This is a genomic window from Microcoleus sp. S36b_A4 (genome assembly GCF_036700645.1).
In the GTDB taxonomy this organism is placed as follows: Bacteria; Cyanobacteriota; Cyanobacteriia; order Cyanobacteriales; family Microcoleaceae; genus Microcoleus.
In genome coordinates, this window is the sequence record NZ_JAUBPI010000032.1 from 14,913 (window position 1) to 37,783 (window position 22,871).

Below are 22,871 nucleotides of genomic sequence, written 5' to 3' on the forward strand. Positions count from 1 at the left end.
TCCTGTGGTTTTTAATTGTAACGCGAGAGTCGATCGCCCTTTGGCGTCAGTATCATAGAGATGTGCTGCTGATTCCTTCTCGGTTTAGTTATGAGTTATTGCCTAAACCCCGCCTGTCAAAACCCGCAAAATGCCGATCGTACCCAATTCTGCCTGAATTGCGGCTCCAAACTGTTGCTCAGAGAGCGTTACCGCGCCATCAAACCCCTGGGGCGCGGCGGTTTTGGTCGCACTTTTTTAGCAATAGACCAAGACAAACCCTCAAAACCCCGCTGTGCAATTAAACAGTTTTTCCCGCTATCTCAAGGTACCAGCAGCAGCGAAAAAGCAGCAGAATTATTCAACCGAGAAGCGGTGCGGCTGGACGAGTTGGGGAAACACCCGCAAATTCCCGAATTGTTGGCGCACTTTCAGCAGGAACGCTATCAGTATTTGGTACAGGAATTTATAGAAGGTCAGAATTTACAGGAAGAGTTGGCGCGGACTGGGCCTTTCAGCGAAAGTAAGATTCTCAGTCTGCTGAAGGATTTATTGCCAGTATTGCAGTTCGTGCACGATCGCAGTGTAATTCACCGAGATATTAAACCCCCCAATATTATCCGCCGCCGCCTTTCTCAAACTCCCATCATTTATACTTACCCCACATTAACCGGGGAATTAGTTTTAGTTGATTTTGGCGCTGCAAAAGTTGTGGAGGGTTTGAGAGAAACCGGTACAGTCATCGGTTCTCCCGAATTCGTGGCGCCGGAACAAATTAGAGGTCAAGCGGTTTATGCCAGTGATTTGTATAGTTTGGGAGTAACTTGCATTTATTTGCTGACTCAAATATCTCCTTTTGATTTGTTCGATATCAATCAAGATGCTTGGGTTTGGCGAGACTTTTTGAAGGTTCCAATTGATCCGAAATTAAGTCGCATTCTCGACAAAATGATCGAATCGAGTCTCAGTCGGCGCTACAAATCTGTAGCTGAGGTATTGAAAGATTTGCAGCCGCAGCAGTCGGCGGGGGCGGGCACGGGGGCATCGCCCCTACCAGCGCCTAAAATTTCCGTGCCGCAGAGGACACCGGTGGTGCAGAATGCAGTGCCGCCAACGGTTGCAGGCACAATTTTACCTGTGCCGCCGATGCAGCGGGTTGTTCCCACACGCGCGCCCACTTGGAGGTGTGTTCATACTCTGGTAGGGCATTCTAATGCTGTTACGTCGGTAGCTTTCAGTCCTGATGGTGCGACTTTAGCTAGTGGCAGTGAGGACAAGACGATTGAGATGTGGAAGCTGGACGCGGGTAAGCGGTGGTACACTCTTACGGGTCATTCTGACTGGGTGACTTGTGTGGCGTTTAGTCCTGATGGCGCGAGTTTGGCTAGTGGCGGCAGGGACAAAATGATTCATATTTGGGATTTGAATAAGGGTAAGTGGTGGTACGCTTTGGCTGGTCATTCTGACAGGGTTTCTGCTGTCGCGTTTAGTCGGGATGGTCAGGTTTTGGCTAGCGGTAGTCGGGACAAAACTGTGCAGTTGTGGAATTTGAATAAGGGAAGGCGGATGTCGGCTTTGACTGGTCACGCTGGCGGGGTGGAGGCGGTGGCTTTTAGTCCTGGCGGGGAGTTTTTGGCTAGTGGCAGTCGGGACAAGACTGTGCAGTTGTGGGATTGGCAAAATGGTCGATCGATTTGTACTCTGGCGGAGCACGGGGATTGGGTGCGGGCGATCGTTTTTGCTGCGAACTCCCCCAACTCCCTTGCCGGCCCGACCCCCCCCAGCCCCCCCTTGGTAAGGGGGGGAGTAGGAGAAGGATTGACTTCCTCTGTGTCCCCTGCCGGTCAGACCCCCCCCAGCCCCCCCTTGGTAAGGGGGGGAGTAGGAGAAGGATTGATTTTGGGGACGGGGAGTCGGGATGGTACGGCGAAGCTGTGGCGGGTGGATGGACAGGGGCGAGGGACGCTGTTGCGGAGTATGAGGGACAATTCTGGGGATGTTTTGTGTGTGGCGTTGAGTCCCGATGGTCGGGTTTTGGCGACGGGGAGTCGGGATGGCACGATTTATTTGTGGGATGCGGGTACGGGGAGTTTGCTGGAAATTCTGACGGGCCACGGGGGGGAGGTTTTGTCGGTGGCGTTTAGTGCTGATGGGGGGAGTTTGGCTAGCGGTGCGGGCGATCGAACTGTGAGGATTTGGCGGGGGATTGGGCATTAGGGGCGATGTCAAGAGTGTCCGTCTAAAAAATCTTATATTTATGCTTGACAGGCGATCGAATGTTCTGCTACATTAGGAATTCGTGAGGACGCATAGCTCAGTTGGTTAGAGCACTACGTTGACATCGTAGGGGTCACTGGTTCGAGTCCAGTTGTGTCCATGAATTTCAATCATTTATAAATCAAGGGTTTTAGGTTTGCCCTCCTACCGAGAGTTTTGTCTTTCGCTCGACAATTAACCTATTCGTTAGATCATGAATTTAAAAATCTGACGCACCCTACTGAATCAAAATCAAATGATATTAGAGCATGGAAGACTTTACCATGACTCAAGCGATATCGAAGTTCAGGAGTTTTGATGAATTTCTGGAAGGAAAACCATAAATCCGTTATGAATTACATAACTGATTTATGGTTTAAATTAAATGCCAAATCCAACTGGTAAGCATTCATCCAACGCGGGTTTTCAATCGATAGAATTGGGTTTAGAAATCAGGCGATTACAACTTCCTTTATTCCCAAGGAATGTACAATTAAATTTAACGATAACTCTGGCTACGATCTCGATGTGATTGTATTAGATAAACAAGCCGTTGAAGCCAATGAGTCTTGATGGGAAAGAGAATCAGTTATTACTCAGGGAAATTCGGTTAAATTAGTTATTGAAGTAGTCAGCACAAATTGGCGTGATGATTATGCACATAAAATGATTGATTATGAAGCATTAAGCATTCCTGAATATTGGATTGTAGATTATTTGGGCTTAGGGGGTAGCCGTTATATTGGTTATCCCAAACAGCCTGCTTTATCGGTTTATCAGTTAGTAGATGGTGAGTATCAAATTAAGCTGTTTTGGGGAGATGAAAGAATTGAATCAGCGGTGTTTCCAGAGTTAAATTTGACCGCTAAGCAAATTTTTAACGGTGGATAAGTGCTGAGGCGATCGCATAGCTCAGTTAGTTAGAGCATTACAATGCCATTGTAGGAGGGGTCAGCGGTTCGAGTCCCTTTCTTTCCATACCTAAAACCCGCCCACAAAGCGGTTTTTGTGGTTTCTATCACCAAACTAATAGATTTGGCATTCTCAATTAGGAATGACAGAATATGTCTAGGCTAGAGATTTAGTATAGTTGCCACGTTTCGTCGAGGCTGTTGCTGAGCAGTTGGGTTGTTTGCAGGAGTTCGGTGTTAAAGAAAGGCTAGCCCGATTCTCGTCGGCACCATCCCCATCCGTGAACAAAGCGCAAGCAAGCAGAACAAGAAAGAAAACCACTGTGAGAACGCGATCGCTTTGCACGATCCCAAGCAGAAGCCACTAACCGGATTAAAGACGAATTTTTAGCGGTGTTCTGGCATGAGGTGCGATCGCCCCTGTGCTTAAATACTGAATGACTTAGGTTTGGGGCATATTATATCTTGATTCCCTAACAATAGCTGGCATAATAGGTAAATAGGCAGGACTAACCGCAATGAATGTAGAACGTACACACTCCTTGAACGATCGAGAAGAGCTTACTGTAAATTTTCCTCAAGAGCTATGTACGGACTGCCAAGCACTGGAAGCACGACGATTTGCGGTGATAGTCGAGCACATGGCTGAGGCTTTTATTTCTATTAATTCAGAGTGGCACTGTACCTATGTCAACCATAAAGCAGAGGAGCTTTTAAACAGTAAGCAGCAACACCTGATAGGCAAAAATATATGGACTATATTTTCGGTCGATCTTACCTCGGAGCTATATAAGTATTGTCATCGAGCGATCGCAACGCGAACTGCAATCGAGTTTGAAGAACATTACCCCTCATTCAACAAATGGTTGAGAATTCGCCTCATCAAGAGTGAAGATGGGTTACTTATTTACTTCCAAGACACTACTGAAACATCTCAACTCGATCGACAATTAAAAGCCGAAATCGCCAATTCGCAGCAGGTGGAAGCCACCCTTCAGAAAGAACAGGAGTTTTTGAAGGCCATCCTAAACAACGTTCAAGCTGGCATTGTGGCTTGCGATGCCGATGGCATATTGACGGTATTTAACCAAGCAGCTAAAGATTTTCATGGATTACCTCAGCAGCCAGTTCCATCGGCTCAATGGGCTGAGTATTATAACTTGTATTTGCCCGACGGCAAAACACCCATGAATACAGAGGATATTCCCCTGTTCCAGGCATTGCAAGGACAGAACGTTCGTGATGTGGAAATGATGATTGTTCCGCAGCAGGGAACGGCGCGAATGCTGTTAGTAACTGGACAGGCGATTATAGCTCCAAACGGCGAAAAACAGGGTGCAGTTGTTGTGATGCACGACATTACACAACGCAAGCAGGCAGAAACTGCTCTGCGTGAGGGTGAAGCGCAATTATCCAGCATCTTCCAAACTATTCCTGATGGTATCACTATTCTAGATTCTACCGGGGAGATTATAGCTGCCAATAGGGCCGCAGAAAGGATTTTAAGATTGACTTGCAGGGACAGTGTGGAGCGAGGGTATAACGCTCCATCCTGGTTCATTACAACCGTGGAGGGTCATCCTTTCCCAGAAGATGAACTGCCGTTTGCGCGGGTGATGCAGACAGGTGAGCCTGTTTATGGTATTGAACAGGCTATTAGCCATGCTGATGGAACTCGCACGATTCTCTCGATCAATGCTTCCCCTTTGTTTGACGCAGAGGGGCAAATTATCAATATCATTGCTGCTTTCAGCGACATTACTGAACGGAAGCAAACCGAAGACGAACGAGTACAGCTTGTTCAAGAACAGGCAGCCCGTGCTGTAGCAGAGAATTCTCAACAACAATCAGCATTTTTAGCCCAAGTGAGTGCTGTCCTTTCCTCTTCACTAGAGTATGAACAAACTCTCCAAAGCGTTGCAAAGCTGGCAGTTCCTTATTTTGCAGATTGGTGTAGTGTTGATCTGCTGAATGACGATCGCACAATTGGTCGTGTTGCAGTGGCTCATTCAGATCCCGAAAAAGTGAAGTTTGGCTGGGAGTTGGCTCAACGCTTTCCCAGACATCTCGATGATGGGTATGGCATTGCTAAAGTCATGCAAACAGGACAGGTTGAAATTGGGATTGAGATTACAGATGAACAGTTAGTTGCCACAGTGCCGAATGGTGAATACCTGGAAATCTTACGTGGAGTTGGGTTAAAGTCCTGCATCATTGCACCACTACAGGCACGCGGGCGGGTGTTGGGTAGCATTACGTTTGTGTTTACTGAATCCGATCGCCGCTATCGCCTGGAAGACATTGGCCTGGCTGAAGATTTGGCTCAGCGAGCAGCGATCGCCATTGATAATGCTCGTCTATATAATGAAACACAACAAGCGAAATTAGCCGCCGAACTCGCTGCTAACCGGACGGCTCGACTGCTGGCGGTGATGACAGCTTTGTCGGAATCGCTAACCTCGGCTCAAGTGGCTCAGGTGATTATTGAACAGGGAATGTCCGCACTGGGAGCAAGTTGTGGTTTGGTTGCGGTATTAAACCAGGATGCAAGCGAACTGGAGATTATTCAAGCGATCGGGTACGAGCACGTAGGAGAATTTCAGCGCAGTTTTTCGATTCATGCACCCTATCCTCTCGCAGAAGCTGTGCGAAGTGGGCAACCTGTTTGGCTAGAAACTATCGAAAACCGAATTGCCCGTTATCCTGATTTAGCCCAAGCTTATGCCCAGGCTGGTTCAAAAGCCTGGATTTCAGTGCCATTACTGATTGAAGGACAAGCCGTTGGTGGACTGTCGCTGAGTTTTTCGACCGTTCCCGGACTTTCCGAGAGCGATCGCGCTTTCGTTTTGGCACTGGCACAGCAGTCGGCGCAGTCGATCGACCGAGCACGGCTCTACGAGTCAGAATCGCAAGCACGGACACAAGCAGAAGCAGCTAACCGAATTAAAGATGAGTTTTTAGCTGTCTTGTCGCACGAATTGCGAACTCCGTTGAATCCGATTCTGGGTTGGACTCGGCTGCTGCGAAGGGGAAGCCTGGATTCTGGCAAGACGGCGGTAGCTCTCGAAACAATTGAACGCAATACCCAGTTGCAAGTTCAACTGATTGAGGATTTGCTGGATATTTCTCGGATTCTGCAAGGGAAGCTGAGTTTGAACTCTACTCCTATTAATTTGAAAACAACTCTTAAAGCCGCGATCGAAACAGTTAGTTTAGCCGCCGAAGCGAAAAACCTTCAAATTCAAACTCACCTAGAACCCGATGTCGGCGATGTGTTAGGAGATGCTACCCGATTGCAACAGGTTGTCTGGAATTTGCTCACCAATGCCATTAAGTTCACCCCAACGGGAGGTAGAGTTGAAGTTGAGCTAAAAACGATTGATTCCTATGCTCAAATTCAAGTCAGGGATACAGGAAAAGGGATTAAGCCAGAATTTATTCCCTATGTCTTTGACACATTTCGACAAGCTGATAGCAGTATTACGAGAACCTTTGGTGGATTAGGGATCGGATTAGCGATCGTGCGTCACGTCGTTGAGCTACACGGTGGAACTGTCAAAGCCGAAAGTTGTGGAGAAGGACAGGGAGCAACATTTACTGTCACACTTCCCTTATTAGCCAGGAGCAATGATGCAAACAGCGATCGCAACGATAATTTATCACTCAAAGCTCACACTTCACCCTTGGCTAGATTATGTATCCTTGCCGTCGATGACGAAGTAGACAATTTAGAGTTAGTTCAATGTATTTTGGAGCAAGCGGGAGCCACAGTGATCTCTGTATCTTCAGCAAAAGATGCGCTACAAAAGCTCAATGAATTGAAGCCAGATGTTTTGATTGCTGATATTGGGATGCCACAAATTGATGGCTATATGTTGATTAGTCAAGTCAGACAACTATCCACACAGGAGGGAGGAGAGATTCCCGCGATCGCTCTCACAGCGTATGCAGGTGAGGCAAATCAACAGCAAGCACTAGCAGCCGGATTTCACAGGCATCTTCCCAAGCCTGTTGAGCCTGAAACGTTAGTGGAGACAATTGAGAAATTGCTTCATCAAATCGAGTAATATTAATTTTGCTTGCACCATCAGTGATTGATATAATTCATCTGCATTAATCTGTGTTTATCTGGTCCTACATCCCCAAATCATATCAAATCCGATCGCCAGTCGATCTGAGGACACGGCACCGCGCCGTGTCCTTAGCCGTAACTTACCTGTGACAGCCTTGGGCGATCGCCTTCAACACCGCTAGCCGCACTTCTGGATGAGATTTCTCAAGCCCGTTCGCCCGAAAAACCCAGTGTCCGCCGCCCGCGTGTTCGATCGCAATTTTCTGACCGTCAGGCAAAACTATTTGCCACCAATTCAACACACTGGCTTTAATAAGGTGGCACTGAATTTCGTTCAGTTGAGCCTCCATTAATTTCAGTTGACGCATGATTGGATTTTGGGCAGATGACTTCATGATTTTTCTCATTAAATGAATTCGACTGTTTCTCGGCTTGGATTTCAGTTTGCCGATTTTTGAACTTAACTTCACCTTCCGAAGTTTTTGCCTTAACTTCCCTTTCCGAAGTTTTCGCCTTCACTTCCCTTTTACCACCTTTAGGCTCAACTTTGACTCCAAAACCTTTAGACTTAACTTTTCCTGGTGGGGCAGAAGTTGAAGTCTGTTCCGTGGCTGGCTTCTTAAACTCCGCATCTAATTGGTCTAAAATCTCCTCTTGCTCGGGAGTATGTTCCGCTGGCTGCTCTAAATTGCTGGGATTGTATTCGCCAACCAACCTTGCCAAAAATTCCGAAATTGACAGTCCGGCTGCGGCTGCTTTTTTCGTTAAAAGGGCGTAGGTGTCGGTTTTTATGCGAATTTGTTTGAGCCGAAGGTTGGGATTGTTGTCAACGGTTTCGGCAATAGTTACTGCGGTAATCCTTTCTTTTGGTATGACATCGACAACTTCTTGCCACTTTTCCTGTAAACGACAGTCGCCATATTGGTCTGTAATTGCGTGTTTGAACAAAGGGACAACTTGAGCAACGCAGCTAGGCAAAATCTCAAATCCTGCTTTAATTAAGCGCAGGCAAATACTCGCTGCTTTGATAATTTGTGTGCAGTAAAAATACTGCCGACCTAATGCTTGTTCGCAGTAACTTTTAAAAGTTTTGAACTTGTCTTTGTACAATCGCAGCTTTCGGATGGCATCCAGCATGATTCCTTGACGCACGTAGTCTAGGAATCCCCTTTTAATTTCGCCTGTGAGATAGTCTAAATCGTGAAAGGGAGATTGATTCTGGATTTCTTCTTCAAAGTCTAGCAGCGGGCCTGCAAAGTGAAAGTTGGAGGCGACATCGCCTAGGTAGAAGTTGTCAATTGATGGGGGCATGATCTGGAATGGTTCGAGAAATGGCACGATAGCACGGAAGTTGTGCGATCGCAAAGTTGAAGTTTTGGTCTGGATCTTTGATAAAATGTTGAGTTGGAGTGTCCTGTGAGGTCGATCGACCTTTTACATGGCATCACCTCCTCGGCGTTGAGAAAAAAGGGGCTTGAGGTATGCGCCCAACCCCCGAAAATACGCTTGGGTATGCAGGCATAATTGATAGACACTAAAAATAAGGCGGTCTTTCAAACCTGCATTTTGACGAAAGTAGGCTCGCCAGGGGGCCTTTGTTTGGTCGCTATACATGAAGTCTACTTCATCTAAACAACCATGTCAAGAGGTTCGCTTCATGAAACAAACTTCATGCACTGTGGAAGAAAATTTGCAAGAAAAGGACAAGTCTCCATTAAGGCTTCTCAGAGAACAAGCTGGCCTAACCCGCCCTCAAGTCAAACAACATATCGGCGTTTCTGAGCGGATGCAAGCTGACTGGGAATCAGGAAAGTCCATGCCAACTGTTGAAAACGTAGCTGCACTGGCTAACCTGTACCAGGTTTCTCTAAAAACTATGTTTGAGCTTTTAGGATTAGATGTAACTAAAATTCCCGATGACTTACCAAGTCGATCGCCCTCGCCGAAAGACAACTAACCCGCAGGGGTTCGGAAATGTCTAGGGAAACGGGTTTGAGTCATGCACCCAAGCCCGGAAAATACAAACGCTATAACTAAAAACTCAGAAGCCCGATCGACCTTTCATCGATCAATCCGTAATTTTCCCTCTCAGAGCTTTAATCTGCCCTCGCTTGGTTTTGCTGTCGAGACGCTTGCGCTGGGAACTACGAGTCGCTTTGCTGGGTTTGCGCCTTTTCGGTATGACGATCGCACTTTTAATGAGTTCTTGCAGCCGTCTCAAAGCCTCCTCCCGGTTTTGTTCCTGGCTGCGGTGTTCCTGGGCCTTGATGACAATCACACCTTCGGAGGTGATGCGCTGGTCGTTGATTTGGAACAAACGCTGCTTGTAGCGATCGGGCAATGAGGAAGCTGGGATATCAAAGCGCAAGTGAATCGCACTCGCCACCTTATTTACATTTTGCCCCCCCGCGCCTTGAGAGCGAATCGCACTAATCTCGATTTCGCGATCGTCTATGAACACAGTGTTAGAAATTTGTAACATGATGAATAAGTGAAATTAAAGATACTGAGAAAGCAGTGCATCTTTTATATATAACTTACTTGGGTAGATAAATTATTTACACTTCTTAGCTGTCAGGATGAATTCGATGAGTCTTTTTCTATCCCATAACTCTATGTCGTTAGATTCAGCAAGGTTGTAAGCATTTTCGGTAAATCTGTTGTTGGTGATGACTCTTCCTTTATTGCCGTTGTAATATTTGACGGCTCCTGCTACTTCTTGAACTGCTTTAATACCAACTGGATTTTTGCTTCTTTTCGCTTGAACCACAGTTTTTGAGCCATCTTTGTATAAAATTAAATCCGCCCCATAATCTTGACTATCTTGAGTTAACTTAACACTATAACCAAAGTTTATAAAATAAAGATATAGAAAATTTTCAAACTCTTTTCCCGTCATTTCATCTACTTCCAGAATACCACTGTCTAATAAACGTTTTCTTGACTCTTCTTCTTTCAATGTATCCAATACCGATGTTGCAATCACACCGAAAACGGCAGCGGCTTTTACTATAAAAGGTTTCATGAAATTACATAAATTACTACAAAGGACGCTATCGCTCTTTAACGACGAATATATTAAAACTATCTCAAAAACAAACGTCAGTCAAAACAGCAACACCAGAATAATTAGTAAGGTGCGCCGAAACGCACCCTACAAAAACTAATTAATCGGTAGTACCAGTTTGCAGCGACTCTTTAGCAGTCTGTGTCCACTCAGAGTGGAAGAATTCACCGCGCGGTTTGTCGGTGCGTTCGTAGGTGTGAGCCCCGAAATAATCCCGCTGAGCTTGCGTGAGGTTTTGTGGCAATCTTTCGCGCCGGTAGCTATCAAAATAGTCGAGCGAGGCGCTAAATGCTGGCACTGCAATCCCCAGTTGGCAAGCAGTAGCTAACACGTCCCGCCAAGCTGATTGGCGATCGAGAATGCTCTGTTTGAACTCCGGTGCTAACAGCAAATTCGGCAACGTGGGGTCGTCCTTGAAAGCTGTTTTAATCTTGTCCAAAAATCCAGCCCGAATAATACAGCCACCCTTCCAAATTCGGGAAATTTCGCTCAAACTTAAGTCATAGTTGTACGACTTCGAGGCCGCGCTCAAAAGTGCCATGCCTTGCGCGTAGGAGCAAATCTTCGAGCAGTAAAGCGCATCCCGAACTTTGTTCACAAACTCTTTAGTATCGCCTTCGTACTTGCCGCTAGGCCCCGTAAGTTCTTGGGAAGCTTTGATGCGCTCGTCTTTGTAAGAAGACATGATTCTCGCATTCACAGCCGCGATAATTGTGGGAATGCTCACGCCCAATTCCAAAGCACTCATAACAGTCCAGCGGCCGGTGCCTTTTTGACCGGCTGCGTCCATAATTACCTCAACTAAGGGTTGCTTAGTTTCCGGATCAATGTACTTGAAAATATTAGCCGTAATTTCTATCAAAAACGAGTTGAGCTCGTCTGTGGTATTCCATTCGGCAAAAACTTCCTGCAACTGCTGGCCGTTCAATCCACCAACGTTTTTGAGCAAATCGTAGGCTTCAGCAATGAGCTGCATATCACCGTACTCAATGCCGTTGTGAACCATCTTCACGTAGTGGCCTGCGCCACCAGGGCCGATGAATGTGACGCAGGGGCCGTCATCTACTTGAGCCGCAATTTTGGTGAGAATTGGCTCTAGTAGGCCGTAAGCAGTGCGGGTGCCACCGGGCATCAAGCTAGCACCATTCAGCGCGCCTTCTTCGCCGCCGCTGATGCCCATGCCGACAAATCCCAGTCCCATCGATTCTAAATCTTTGGTGCGGCGTTCGGTGTCGTCGTAGAGCGAGTTGCCACCGTCAATAATCATGTCGCCCGGTGACAGCATGGGTTTGAGCTGGTCGATGACCGCATCTACGGGTTTCCCAGCTTGCACCATAACTAAGATTCGGCGTGGGGTTTCTAGGGCATCGACGAATTCTGTCAGAGTCTTGGCGGCTACAATGTTCTTGCCGGGGGCGCGTTGGGCCATGAAGTCGTCGGTTTTGGCTGCTGTGCGGTTGTACACAGCCACGGAGAAGCCTCTGCTTTCGACGTTGAGCGCTAGGTTTTCGCCCATCACGGCTAGACCGATTAAACCAAAATTTTGCTTTGTCATGCTAATAACCCGCTGGTTGTTCCCGCTTGATGATAGGTTTGCGAGAGAGGAAAGCGAGGCGGGGTGTACCGCTTTCCGGTGGACTAAAAGTATTGGACAATAGACCTAGGAGGTTTAGGTTTATTTTTATATTCTCAGAATTGCTGTTTGGTAAATCAGTAGGGTTTTTTTAAGATTTAAGGGATATTAATGACGCGGGCAGGTGATGATAAGGCAGGTATTATGTCGATCGCAGTAACGGTAGATACAAACAAGCGGACATTTTAAGGACAATTGAGGAGACTGTTGTAATTATGGAAGATTTGCAGTATCTCGCGGCCTGGGTGAAGGAACAACACGCTCGCGAGTATATTTTGACTTGGCTGCTGAGTCAACAGGGGCTGTGGTGGTCTGATGGGGATATTTATCAGGCCGTTTTGCAAAAGTCGGGAAAGCTTTTGAAAGCTTATGTTCAAAAAAGGCAAGCGGGAGAGTTATTTGAGGGAATTTCTGAGAAGTTGGGAGGAGATGATAATTGGGATGATTTGGCGGGGAGTTTGGCGCGGATTGTTGCGGTTTATCAAGAGGAATTATCGCATTTGCAAGAGCGCGATCGCAAGGGGGATGGGGTAAAAAAAAATTTGATTAGCCAACCGTTGACTGGAGATCCTTTGCCGCTTTTGGAGGTGCAGCAAGCTTTGCCTGATCCTTATGCGGATACGTTGACGGGGAGATAATTGCTCATCATTTTTGTGGATGGAGGCTCATCTCAGAAACCGGGTTTCTTCCTTTATTTCTCGTACTCAACCCTAATTGTCGCAGAAACCCGGTTTCTCGCCACTTGAGCGACAGTTCTCGATCTAGATTCAAGGATTGAGAATAGGTGTAATATCTAGAAGAAATCCGGGAAGTACATCTTCACCCGAAAGTGTAGGCGGTTGGTCAAAAGAGAAATTAATCACTTCTGCTACCTCTTCAGACAAGCGATAGATTTCTACTAAAGGTGTTTGGGGGTCAATTAGCCAACCTAAGCGACAGCCGTTAGTTCGATAATACCGCATTTTAGCCCGCAATGTTTCTAGGGAATCACTTTGCGATCGCAATTCTATTACAAAGTCCGGGCACAGGGGAGGAAATTTGCGCTTATCTTCTGCGGATAATGCTTCCCAACGTTCTAGGAGTACCCAAGCAGCATCAGGGGAACGCTTCGCACCGTTGGGTAATTGAAAGATAGTGGAAGAGTCAAAGACTTTTCCCAATCGAGTCTGACGATTCCACAAACCGAGTCCCAGGTTGAGATCGGAATTTCTGATGCCGCTTTCGCCGCCTGTTGGAGGCATAATAATTAGTTCTCCTTCGGGGGTTTGTTCTAATCGCCACTCTTCATTAGCGATGGACAATTGATAAAATTGTTCGTCGGTTAAAGCGACGGCTGCAGGTAGGTTGAGGGTTATAGTTTCCATCGTTGATATTATCGCCAACTAGGTTGGTTTTATTATAGCTCGCACTTTCTGAAAATTTTCTCAAAAAGATCGCACGATCAGAAACCGGGTTTCTTCCGATATTTTTCGTACTCAACTGAAAATTGTCGCAGAAACTCGGTTTCTCGCCACGCAGCGACACAAATGCGAGCGTTAGGGCTGGTTCATATAAATTGTTTGTGGGAATTCAAGATGGTTGATGAACCCGCCCCTCCGGTAATTCTGTTGATTTCACTCTAAATATAGCTGCTAGCTTGACGGGTGAACATTGAGCAGTAAATTCCGTTTGATGCTATCAATTCGTCGTGAGTTCCTATTTCTGCTATTTTACCGTTTTCCATCACGGCGATACGATCGGCTATTTTCGCTAATCCTAATCTGTGACTGATGACTATTGTTGTTTTCCCGGCGGCTATTTGGCGGAAGATGCTGTAAATTTCGTGTTCTGTCTTGGGGTCTAGGGCGGCGGTTGGTTCGTCAAAAATTAGCACTTCGGCTGTAGAAAGCCGCATTAAGGCGCGGGCGATCGCAATTCTTTGCCACTGTCCCCCCGATAAGTCGATGCCGTCTTCTAATTGTTTCCCCAACGGTGTCTCTAAACCTGCGGAAAGACTATTGACTTTTGCGCTAATTCCTGCTTCGGAAATAGCTTCGTTAATTGCGGTGTCATCCGACAGTGAAAGCAAGTCGCCGAAACCGACGTTTTCGCGGACTGTGGAGGGGAAACGGGCGTAATCTTGCATAACGACAGCGATGCGCGATCGCACGTATGCTAGAGAGTACGATCGCAAATCTTTGCCGTTCCAGTCGATCGTACCACTTGTCGGGTCGTACAGGCGACCGAGGAGTTTGCCAAGGGTGGTTTTACCCGCGCCATTTTCACCTACAAGCACTAGCATTTCACCCGGATTAATCGTTAAGTTGATATCCTCAACTGTGCTTTTATTGCTACCGGGATAGCAGAAAGATAAATGCTTCATCTCGATGCCAATTTTATCTTTTGTGGGGGGGGAATCTTGCCCGCCTTCTGGTAAACTAGGCAGGCGAGATGCTACATCCCCAAGCGGAGACTGCAATTCTGGTTGGAGTTCCAAAAGTTGAAAAATTGGACTAACGCTGAGAGAGATATCGTACAAATTAGTAGAAGTGCTAATCAGTATCTGCAAACTTTGCTTTACTTGAACAATCAAACCCGAATAGAGTGCTAAATCGCCCAAAGTATAGCGACCACCCAAAGCTCCCATTACTACATAAATAAATGGCAATGCCACTCCGATTCTACTAAACATCGACCAGAAAAGTACAACAATTGCTCCTTTTTTTCGGATTTGCTGCATCTCGCTAAAAAATTGCAAAAACTGACCCTGCCAGCGTTTGAGCCAAAGTTCTTGCAACCCAAACAAACGCAATTCTTTAGCATATTCTTCGCCCGTCAAGACTCTACTGGATAAGTTCATTTCGCGGCTGATTTTAGCTTGCTTTCTTTGAACTCTCCAGATGATTCTGCTATATTTTCTTTGGGTATAAATTGAGGGAGATGATGAGATTAACATCAGCACTGGCACCCACCAAGCTATCGCAGCAGCAAGGCCTATCGATGGAATAAATATAAAAATTCCCGTGATGGTCATGCTGATGGTAAAGGCTAGTTGCTGTATTTTGGATACTCCGGTTTTGGCTAGTTCTACAATATTTAATAGTTCGGGGTTTTCAAATAGGGCAATATCGTCGAAATTGGCGACTTTTTCGAGGACTTTTCCTTCGACAAAGCCTTGAACGCGATCGCGCAAAGATGTCGCGACAAAAGAGTTCATTGTGTCTAGGGCATCGCCGACTAACTTGAGACTTAAGACTCCGCCAATACTCCACAGCAATATTGGTCGGGAAAGCATCAAAGCAAAGGGCTGTGCAGTTTGGGTTTGCGACAGCAACCGAGATACTTCATCAATGATTAATTTATCTAAAAATAGGACGGCAGAGGGGGCAGCACCGCTGATAATGTTGAGTATTATTAAATTGCGGAGTTCAATTGGTGCGGCTTTGATTATCAGGCCCAGACTGCGCCACAAAGCTTGGAATGTGGTAATTTGGATGGGTTGCATAGTTTGTGGGTAGGTGTCGGGTCTACTCATCCCCGGACGGTATATTATAACAGTAGTTATTAACCCTCTTTTGTCAGTTTCGGCAGAAAATAATCTGGGATGGTTATATCATAAGACTTTTACCAAAAACCTTGATTTCAGCCATTCTGTTAGAAAATAAATGCTCAAATCCTTGAGCTATCTACAGTTGAAAATTTGGTTCTCATTTTTAATTTCCCAGAGTGACAAAAGAGAGTTAACTGTTTGCCTAGCATTGACAGGGTACAGTATTGGTTTTTCTCCTCAAGTTTCCCAGGTTGGTTGAAAATTTACGATCGCATTCATAGCTCGTTCCAAACTGGGGGAATTAGTCTGTGCTGACGCAACCTGCCAACTTTGATTGACAAAGTGGATGAGTTGACCATTGTAGTCTTTACCAATTTTTGCCGTACTATTACGATCGGGGACGATCGCCTCCCGCAGATTTCGCTTCTTTGACTTTTTAGCCAGATTGATTAAAAGCTGCTTGGGGTCAGGAATTCGATCCGCGTCGCCAGGAATCAAGTCTACTGAAATACCCAGAAATTGGGCAAAGCCCTCTCGATGTGCAAGTAACCACGCTTCCACTTCTTTAACAGCAATCCGAAACAGCAGATTAGGATGTTTTGGTTGAGTTAACCACTCCGAAATAATTACTAACGGGCATTCTGCATTATCCAAATCAGTTAATACTAAGTATGGCATTCCCTTGGCCGCATAATTTAATCCAGAAATAACCTTTTTAATTTTGCCATATCCTCTCTGATTCAAGCACTGTCCCACTGAAAAAGGACGTTGAGACTGTTTGAGCATTTGTTTAAGAACTGCTTCACTCAGTACATCCTCAAACACTAAATTGATGGGAATATCCGTCATTTGAATAAACTCAGTTTTTCAATCGCGGGCGGTGCTGTAAGAGGAAGTGCAGCATCAGCTATGCTTAAACCTCCTTCTAATAGCATTTTGATTTGTTCATTACTTGAAGCAAGTTTTACCTGAGTTCCTTCAGGAGTCGGTGTCATTAGCAGTACCTCTTCACCACCAATGCCTTTATCAGAGAGCAAATCAGCACTATGGGTACTGAGAATAACCTGTCGCTTTCTCGGACGCTGAAGGCGATAAATGAGAGACGGTAAATTGCTAACAATCGCCGAATTTAAGGAAAGTTCTGGTTCTTCTAGTAACAATAATGAATCGGTTTCTAAAAGAGACCAAAGCAAACCAATTAATCGTAAAGTTCCGTCAGAAAATTGGTCTTCCCGTTGTTTTCCCGCTCCTGGCCGCCAATGTTCATAAACAGCTTCCAAATGAGGAACCCCCATCACATCTTTGGTATCTGTGAGGTTTTTCAATTGTGGGACAGCCAACTTTAAAGCATCTTCAATTTTTCTTAATCGCGATCTTCGAGTTTTTTCGGGAGTTTTAGCAACTCGCTCTAAAAAAGTTCTCCCAAAAGGATCTTCGGAAAGTCCAGGGGTAGCAAAAGCTTCGGGATGGCGAACTAACTGAGGAATTAAATGTAAATATAAAATCGCTTCTAAAAATTTAGAAATTTCTCGGAATTCTGCATTGGCATTAATTTGCTCTAAATAAGTCTGGGTGAGACGTAGCTCATCGTTGTCATCCTCTTGGGTAGGGCGATTAACAATTTGTTGCTCGCCTTTCCAAACTCGTTCGTAGGCAACAATCGGCTCATTTTTCCCCCCTTTTCTCTGTTTGATTCCCAGCCCATACCTCCATAATGGCTGTTGGGCATTAGATTCGGAAAGGTGAATTTCTATTTCTACATCGGGATAACGGCGCGCATAAAGACTGCGAATTTTTGATACGCCACCTCGATCGCTCACGGCTTTCTGCAATCCGCCTCCTGCTTTAGCCAGATCCCGCAAAAAGCGCAATGAATCGAGAAAGTTTGACTTACCACAAGCATTAGGGCCTACCACAAAAACGCGATCGCGCAAGTCAACATTCACGGACTGAAAATTGCGCCAATTTTTCAGAGCTATATGGGAGATAATCATTATTTTAACCTAATCCATAAATAGTTGAGCATAAATTTAATTTTTACCCAGCATTGAAAATTTGCTTGGCAGTCAAATTTAACTCTGGAAACACCAAAGACTCAACCTTTTCACTTTCTCGAAACAGCTTAATTTGATACTCACCATCTACTAGCTGATAAACCGATAAAGTAGGCTGTTTCGGAGAACCAATATAACGGCTACCGCCTAAACCTAAATAATCTACAATCCAATATTCAGGAATGCCTAATGCTTCATAGTCTATCATTTTGTGTGCATAATCATCGCGCCAATTAGTGCTGACAACTTCAACAACTAATTTAACGGAATTTCCCTGAGTGATGACTGATTCTCTTTCCCATCGAGACTCATTGGCTTCTACAGCTTGTTTATCTAATACAATTACATCAGGATCGTAGCCAGAGTTATCGCTAAATTTAATTGTACATTCCTTGGGAATAAAGTAAGGAAGTTGCAATCGCCTGATTTCAAAGCCCAATTCGATCGCCTGAAAACCTGCGCTGGCTAAATGTTTACCAGTTGGATTTGGCATTTCGACAACAACTCCGTTATGTAATTCATAATGTCCGTTTTCTGGTTTTCCTTCCAGAAAATCATCAAAAGTTATTAACTTGGATATTGTTTGAGTCATCAGAAAGCCTCTTTAGTGATAGGTCGATGAATAATTATATTTTGAGCTCGATCGAGGGATACGATCGCCCTTTCCATCTCAAACTCTGCCAGATCGAGCGATCGCCCTGAATGCCACCATAGCATAAACCGCTTGATGCCAAAACTATCCAAATGTCAAACGCCGCACCGTACCATCATCGGTAAATCGCTGTTCGCCAACGCCAACAACTTCCACAATAACTTCGCGTTCTGATATCAAAAATTGACCCTCGCGCGCGGCAATTTCAACGATGATTTTTTCCCCTTCCAAATACACCTTGTAATTAGTCGTTGCCCAGACACCTTTTTCATGTTCAAAACTGTGTCCGTCGTCCTCATAAAGCGTCCATTCACCGCTTCCGGGCCAAATTCGCATTTTTAATGACTCAAGCGGTTCTTCGCTGACAAATTGCCTCACAGGTGCGATCGCAATTATGCCTCCACCCCGCACGTAAAGCGGCATTCTCTCCAAAGGTGCATAAGCCAAAATGTGCGTCGGGCCCTGATAGCATTCGCCCGTCCACCAATCGTACCAAGTCCCCTCCGGCAAATACACAGCGCGATGTTCAACTCCCGGCCGGTAAACAGGTGCAGCCATCAGCGACGGGCCGAGTAATACTTGATCGTAAAGGTGATAAGTTGCCCGATCGCGCGGAAAGTGATACAGTAGCGGTCGCAAAATCGGTGTTCCCGTCGTTGCAGCTTCCCAAAACAACGTGTAAATGTAAGGCAACAACTGATAGCGCAAATTCATGTATTCGCGGCAAATCTTCTCAGTGCGATCGCCAAAAACCCACGGTTCGTGCTGCGCCGTACTTATCGCCGAATGACCGCGCATCAAGGGATACAGCATTCCCACCTGCATCCACCGCGCGAACATTTCGGCGGTTGCATTCTCCGCAAAACCGCCGATGTCGCAACCGACAAACGCCACGCCGGAAAGCCCCATATTGCAAAGCATTGGTAGCGACATTTCTAAATGATCCCACAGCGATTGATTGTCACCCATCCATACCGAGGAGTAACGCTGAATGCCGGCAAAACCCGATCGCGTCAGCACAAAAGATCGCTCGTTCGATCGCACTTTTTGCAACCCTTCCGAACAAGCTTTCGCCATCATCAACCCATACAAATTGTGCGTTTCCGCGTGGGTTGCGCCCTCGGATTCCGGGCCTTGCGGTGCATCCAGCGGAAACCAGATGTGTTCGTGACCGTCACCAAAAGGCCGTTCTGCGATCGAAGGTTCGTTCATGTCGTTCCAAATTCCCGCAACGCCCATATCTGTAAGGTTTTTGTGCAATTCGCCCCACCACTGGCGCACCTCTGGCCGCAGGAAGTCGGGAAACACCGCTTTTTCGGGCCAAACGTAACCGTGGAATAGCCTACCCTCTGCAGTGCGGACGAAATAGTCGTTTTCCACACCCTGATCGAATACTTCATAATCTCCTTCCGGTTCGTACTTGACACCGGGATCGACAATGGTGACAACCTTAAAACCGGCTGCTTTCAACTCTGCGATCAGTTTCGCGGGATCGGGGAAACGCTTCGGGCTCCAGGTAAAAATACGGTAGCCGTTCATATAGTCGATGTCGAGGTGGATGACATCGCAGGGAATCGCCCGATCGCGAAATTCCTTCGCCAACTCCCGCACAACGTCCTCGGAGTCGTAGCTCCAGCGGCATTGGTGGTATCCCAGCGCCCATTTTGGCGGAAGCGGCATCCGGCCGGTTAACTGCGTGTAGGTGGCGAGAATTTGGGCGGGTTCCGGGCCGTAAATGATGTAGTAGTCGAGTTCCGGGCCTCTGGTTTCCATCCGCAAAACTCCCGGTTGTTGGGCGCCGATGTCGAATTGACTCCAAAATGTCGTGTTGAAAAAGATGCCGTAAGCGCGATCGGGATTCAGGGCGATGTAAAATGGGATCGCCTGGTACATTTCATCGCTGAGGGAGTTGTAGTCAAGCGCGTCTATTGTCCAGTTTGTCTTGACTTCGGAGAGTTTGTCGAGAAAGCCGGTGCGTTCGCCGAAACCGTAGAAGTGTTCGTCTGCTTCGATGCGTTTCCAGCCTGCGGTTGCGCCTGTGCGCCATCCCATACTGGGATCGCAGTCGCTAGCAAAGGGTTTTCCCGATTTGTCAAAGCATTCGATGGCAGTGCGATCGCGCTTGACTGAAATCGTTATTTGTGCTGTTTCAATTTCTATTTTTTCGTCAGTTTCTCGCACTTCAAATGGTGTAATTTCCCACTCTTCGTCAGCGAGAGTTATTGAGTGCGATCGGCTTTTGAATTCACCTGTCGGGGACATTCGCACTCTGATTAAATTCGGCGCGAGGATGCTGATGTTTAGGGAGGAATTGGTACAGTTGAAGTGAATTGTGCGTGAAGCGCAGCTATCCCGTAGGGAATCGGTTTTATCGATCGATTGTACTGAGCCGATGGTTGACCAAGGCTGTTCGGTTGTTTGGAGTTTTCCGAAGTATTGCGGCATACACTCTGACTCGAAATATTATCGATTTTGCTATGAGCAGTTAAGGGTTGTCATCTGGCAAAAGGCTGAACTATAGCCAAACTGAGTATTCCCCACCCGTAGCCAGGGTATAATGGGCGACAAGGAGCCGACATTAAGTTGGATGAGGTACTCTGAAGATGGCTAAAGACATTTACCACAATACGGTGAGAACGGCTCTAGAAAATGATGGTTGGACGATTACTAACGATCCCTTAACCTTGAAGATAGGAGGACGCTCGGCTTATATAGATTTGGGTGCACAGAAGTTATTGGCAGCAGAGAAAGAAGGTCAGCAGATTGCAGTGGAGGTGAAAAGCTTTATCGGCCCATCACCCGTACATGATTTGGAGCAGGCGCTAGGTCAATACATCATGTATTCACAAGTTTTGGAGCGGCAGAATTCGGCGCGTTTGTTGTACTTAGCCATTCCATAAAGCGTGTTTTTAGATTTTTTTTCAGAGGAGCTGCCACAATTAATGGTTGAAATCAATCACTTAAAATTGCTAATTTTTGATGCGAACACAGCGGAGGTTAGAAGATGGATAACTTAGAGTTTTATCGGCAAACGATCGAGACGATTTTACGAAAGTATGCAGAAATTCCCTATTCTTTTGGAGAAATCGACCAGCACTTAATTGTCGATCGCGATCGCAATCACTTTATGCTGTTTGATGTGGGTTGGCAGCAAAAACGGCGAGTGCATGGATGTATAACTCACGTCCAAATTATTGATGACAAAATTTGGATTCAACGCGATGGCATTGAGGATGGGATTACAAATGAGCTAGTCGAAGCCGGGATTGGGAAAGATCAGATTGTCTTGGGGTTTCAACCGCCCAACGCCCGCCCTCATACCGGATATGCGGTGGCATGAGGTTGCCGGCGATAGAGTTAAAAACCTGTACTTCACCGAAGAAACAATCAGCGTCGCTCTCATGGATGGCCGAACAATTACTTTACTTTACTAAATCTACTTAAGCTGTTACGCATTTAAAATAGTATTGTAGGGTGCCACGGGCCGCAGCGTTTTTCTTGCCTAATAAGTGAGCGAACTGACCAATAATTTCAAAGGTGGTACCCGCCACGTGATTTATCCGTGGAATCAATCCAAAATCTAAAATCTAAAATCCTCAAGCCCCCGAATTTATCCGTGGGGTCGCCTCTAAAATCTAAAATCTAAAATCTAAAATCTAATGACGCACCCTACAGGCTACTTCCTTCGCCTCTTCGGGGTTCATTATATCCGGCAAAAAACAAAGTGGATCTTTCGCTTCACCCTTACGAAATCTCCACTTTCTTCACTATTCTAGTGGCTGGAAAAACCCTCTTGCCTTCACTCGATTTTACTTGTACAAAACAGCTTCTTTCAAAGTCGCTACCTTAGCTAGCGCTGCTTCGAGATCCTCTTGGGATGCGCCGTGGGTAACGATTGCATCGGTCAAATGCTTCACAATTGCATCAAAGTGTTCAGGCTGTAAATTCAAACCTGCGTGTGCTTTCTCCATTGAACGGCCTGAGTATTGCTCGGAGCCGCCGAGGGCATAAGAGATAAAAGCAGTTTGATGGTGGCGCTGCTTCTCCATATCTGTATGATCGAAGAAGTGGCTCACTATCTCGTCAGCCAAAACATCGCGGTAAAAATCATCTACCATTTCTTTAATGGCTGGTTCTCCACCCATTTTTTCGTACAATGTTGTTGGCATATCGTTTCAGAAAGTTATTTTTTTTACTCACTCTTTAATTATAGCTGGCAGCTTTGCTTTTTTCCGCTCTGTGAAATATTAATTTAATCTGAAATAATTATTTAGTAACTATTGGGACTGCTGGTATTTTGTAGACTACCCTCTATTTGTCAACTTTATTAACGTTCGATCGCCAGTTAGATATTGTCGATCGCCCTCCCAGCATTTTGACCTAATGCACGGATTGCTGGTTTTAGCAAGATGTTTGCGACAAAGCCCCAATACGCATCTGTTTTCCAGCTAGCAAACTCAATAAATCGGTGAGAAAACAGAGGCCGAATGCGATCGCAATTTCCGCGATCGCCTCTGCAATTCCACAAGTTAAAATAAATGGGCGATCGGCTGCCCAGCGGCATCATGTATAATTGAATTGCAAATATAATCGAATCGCAACGACGAGCGGCGAAAGTCGATCGCCTGTATAGTAATATTTGGCAGTTGCTAGTCGGTTGCGACACTTCCGGGCGATCGCCCGCAGTTAAGAAAAACCTTTGACTTAAGTACGCGGAC

20 protein-coding genes, 1 tRNA gene and 1 pseudogene are annotated in these 22,871 nt (G+C 46.0%); 8 read left to right on the forward strand and 14 right to left on the reverse strand.

Annotated features, from left to right (window positions below; translation table 11 throughout):
- The first annotated feature begins 90 nt into the window (after positions 1-90).
- The 4 genes and pseudogenes from QUA03_RS12710 to QUA03_RS12725 all read left to right on the forward strand — a co-directional run bounded on the left by QUA03_RS12710 (position 91) and on the right by QUA03_RS12725 (position 7,213).
- Positions 91-2,196, forward strand: coding sequence for a serine/threonine-protein kinase (locus tag QUA03_RS12710; protein WP_333212553.1), 2,106 nt, complete (start codon positions 91-93; stop codon positions 2,194-2,196).
- A gap of 86 nt (positions 2,197-2,282) precedes the next feature.
- Positions 2,283-2,356: transfer RNA gene (locus QUA03_RS12715), tRNA-Val, on the forward strand.
- 163 nt (positions 2,357-2,519) lie between these two features.
- Positions 2,520-3,126: pseudogene (locus QUA03_RS12720) on the forward strand (Uma2 family endonuclease).
- Positions 3,127-3,664: 538 nt separating this feature from the next.
- Complete coding sequence (locus QUA03_RS12725) at positions 3,665-7,213, forward strand: PAS domain S-box protein (protein WP_333212555.1); 3,549 nt, start codon at positions 3,665-3,667, stop codon at positions 7,211-7,213.
- A gap of 145 nt (positions 7,214-7,358) precedes the next feature.
- On the opposite strand, the gene QUA03_RS12730 is transcribed toward QUA03_RS12725, so the two are convergent.
- Both QUA03_RS12730 and QUA03_RS12735 read right to left on the reverse strand, forming a co-directional pair.
- Positions 7,359-7,520, reverse strand: a complete 162-nt coding sequence (locus tag QUA03_RS12730; RefSeq protein ID WP_333084216.1) for a hypothetical protein — start codon at positions 7,518-7,520, stop codon at positions 7,359-7,361.
- 7 nt (positions 7,521-7,527) lie between these two features.
- A complete protein-coding gene (locus tag QUA03_RS12735; protein WP_333212556.1) occupies positions 7,528-8,529 on the reverse strand; it encodes a hypothetical protein in 1,002 nt (333 codons plus the stop codon).
- Positions 8,530-8,875: 346 nt separating this feature from the next.
- Between QUA03_RS12735 and QUA03_RS12740 the strand changes: the two genes are divergently transcribed.
- Complete coding sequence (locus QUA03_RS12740) at positions 8,876-9,175, forward strand: helix-turn-helix transcriptional regulator (RefSeq protein ID WP_333212557.1); 300 nt, start codon at positions 8,876-8,878, stop codon at positions 9,173-9,175.
- 111 nt (positions 9,176-9,286) lie between these two features.
- On the opposite strand, the gene arfB is transcribed toward QUA03_RS12740, so the two are convergent.
- From arfB to gnd, 3 genes are all read right to left on the reverse strand, one after another.
- Complete coding sequence (gene arfB, locus QUA03_RS12745; RefSeq protein WP_333212559.1) at positions 9,287-9,700, reverse strand: alternative ribosome rescue aminoacyl-tRNA hydrolase ArfB; 414 nt, start codon at positions 9,698-9,700, stop codon at positions 9,287-9,289.
- 72 nt (positions 9,701-9,772) lie between these two features.
- On the reverse strand, positions 9,773-10,243 hold the full coding sequence (locus QUA03_RS12750; protein WP_333212560.1) for a restriction endonuclease: 471 nt from the start codon (positions 10,241-10,243) through the stop codon (positions 9,773-9,775).
- A 142-nt stretch (positions 10,244-10,385) separates the two neighbouring features.
- The gene (gene gnd / locus QUA03_RS12755) at positions 10,386-11,840 is read right to left on the reverse strand and encodes a decarboxylating NADP(+)-dependent phosphogluconate dehydrogenase (RefSeq protein ID WP_333212561.1); all 1,455 of its coding nucleotides are present in this window, start codon (positions 11,838-11,840) and stop codon (positions 10,386-10,388) included.
- 293 nt (positions 11,841-12,133) lie between these two features.
- Here gnd and QUA03_RS12760 point away from each other — a divergent pair, with 293 nt between their 5' ends.
- Positions 12,134-12,556, forward strand: coding sequence for a hypothetical protein (locus QUA03_RS12760; RefSeq protein WP_333212563.1), 423 nt, complete (start codon positions 12,134-12,136; stop codon positions 12,554-12,556).
- A 129-nt stretch (positions 12,557-12,685) separates the two neighbouring features.
- On the opposite strand, the gene QUA03_RS12765 is transcribed toward QUA03_RS12760, so the two are convergent.
- The 7 genes from QUA03_RS12765 to QUA03_RS12795 form a co-directional block, all read right to left on the reverse strand.
- Positions 12,686-13,282 (reverse strand): Uma2 family endonuclease, encoded by a 597-nt coding sequence (locus QUA03_RS12765; protein WP_333212564.1) that lies wholly within the window; start codon positions 13,280-13,282, stop codon positions 12,686-12,688.
- Positions 13,283-13,536: 254 nt separating this feature from the next.
- Entirely contained in the window at positions 13,537-15,402 is a 1,866-nt protein-coding gene (locus QUA03_RS12770) for an ABC transporter ATP-binding protein (protein ID WP_333212566.1), read from the reverse strand.
- A gap of 282 nt (positions 15,403-15,684) precedes the next feature.
- A complete protein-coding gene (locus QUA03_RS12775; protein ID WP_333212568.1) occupies positions 15,685-16,296 on the reverse strand; it encodes a hypothetical protein in 612 nt (203 codons plus the stop codon).
- The gene (locus QUA03_RS12780; protein WP_333212570.1) at positions 16,293-17,441 is read right to left on the reverse strand and encodes an AAA family ATPase; all 1,149 of its coding nucleotides are present in this window, start codon (positions 17,439-17,441) and stop codon (positions 16,293-16,295) included. Before QUA03_RS12780 ends, QUA03_RS12775 begins: the two co-directional genes overlap by 4 nt.
- Positions 17,442-17,484: 43 nt before the next feature.
- Positions 17,485-18,093 (reverse strand): Uma2 family endonuclease, encoded by a 609-nt coding sequence (locus QUA03_RS12785; RefSeq protein ID WP_333212571.1) that lies wholly within the window; start codon positions 18,091-18,093, stop codon positions 17,485-17,487.
- A complete protein-coding gene (locus QUA03_RS12790) occupies positions 18,093-18,218 on the reverse strand; it encodes a hypothetical protein (RefSeq protein WP_333212573.1) in 126 nt (41 codons plus the stop codon). Before QUA03_RS12790 ends, QUA03_RS12785 begins: the two co-directional genes overlap by 1 nt.
- A 19-nt stretch (positions 18,219-18,237) precedes the next feature.
- On the reverse strand, positions 18,238-20,598 hold the full coding sequence (locus QUA03_RS12795; RefSeq protein WP_333212575.1) for a glycoside hydrolase family 31 protein: 2,361 nt from the start codon (positions 20,596-20,598) through the stop codon (positions 18,238-18,240).
- Positions 20,599-20,756: 158 nt separating this feature from the next.
- On the opposite strand from QUA03_RS12795, the gene QUA03_RS12800 reads away from it, so the two are divergent.
- Entirely contained in the window at positions 20,757-21,053 is a 297-nt protein-coding gene (locus QUA03_RS12800; protein ID WP_333212577.1) for an element excision factor XisH family protein, read from the forward strand.
- A gap of 104 nt (positions 21,054-21,157) precedes the next feature.
- Entirely contained in the window at positions 21,158-21,493 is a 336-nt protein-coding gene (locus tag QUA03_RS12805; protein ID WP_333102648.1) for a XisI protein, read from the forward strand.
- 469 nt (positions 21,494-21,962) lie between these two features.
- Here QUA03_RS12805 and QUA03_RS12810 read toward each other — a convergent pair whose 3' ends face one another.
- A complete protein-coding gene (locus QUA03_RS12810) occupies positions 21,963-22,322 on the reverse strand; it encodes a group 1 truncated hemoglobin (RefSeq protein ID WP_333212579.1) in 360 nt (119 codons plus the stop codon).
- Positions 22,323-22,498: 176 nt separating this feature from the next.
- Entirely contained in the window at positions 22,499-22,819 is a 321-nt protein-coding gene (locus QUA03_RS12815) for a hypothetical protein (protein ID WP_333212581.1), read from the reverse strand.
- Between the last annotated feature and the right edge of the window lie 52 nt (positions 22,820-22,871).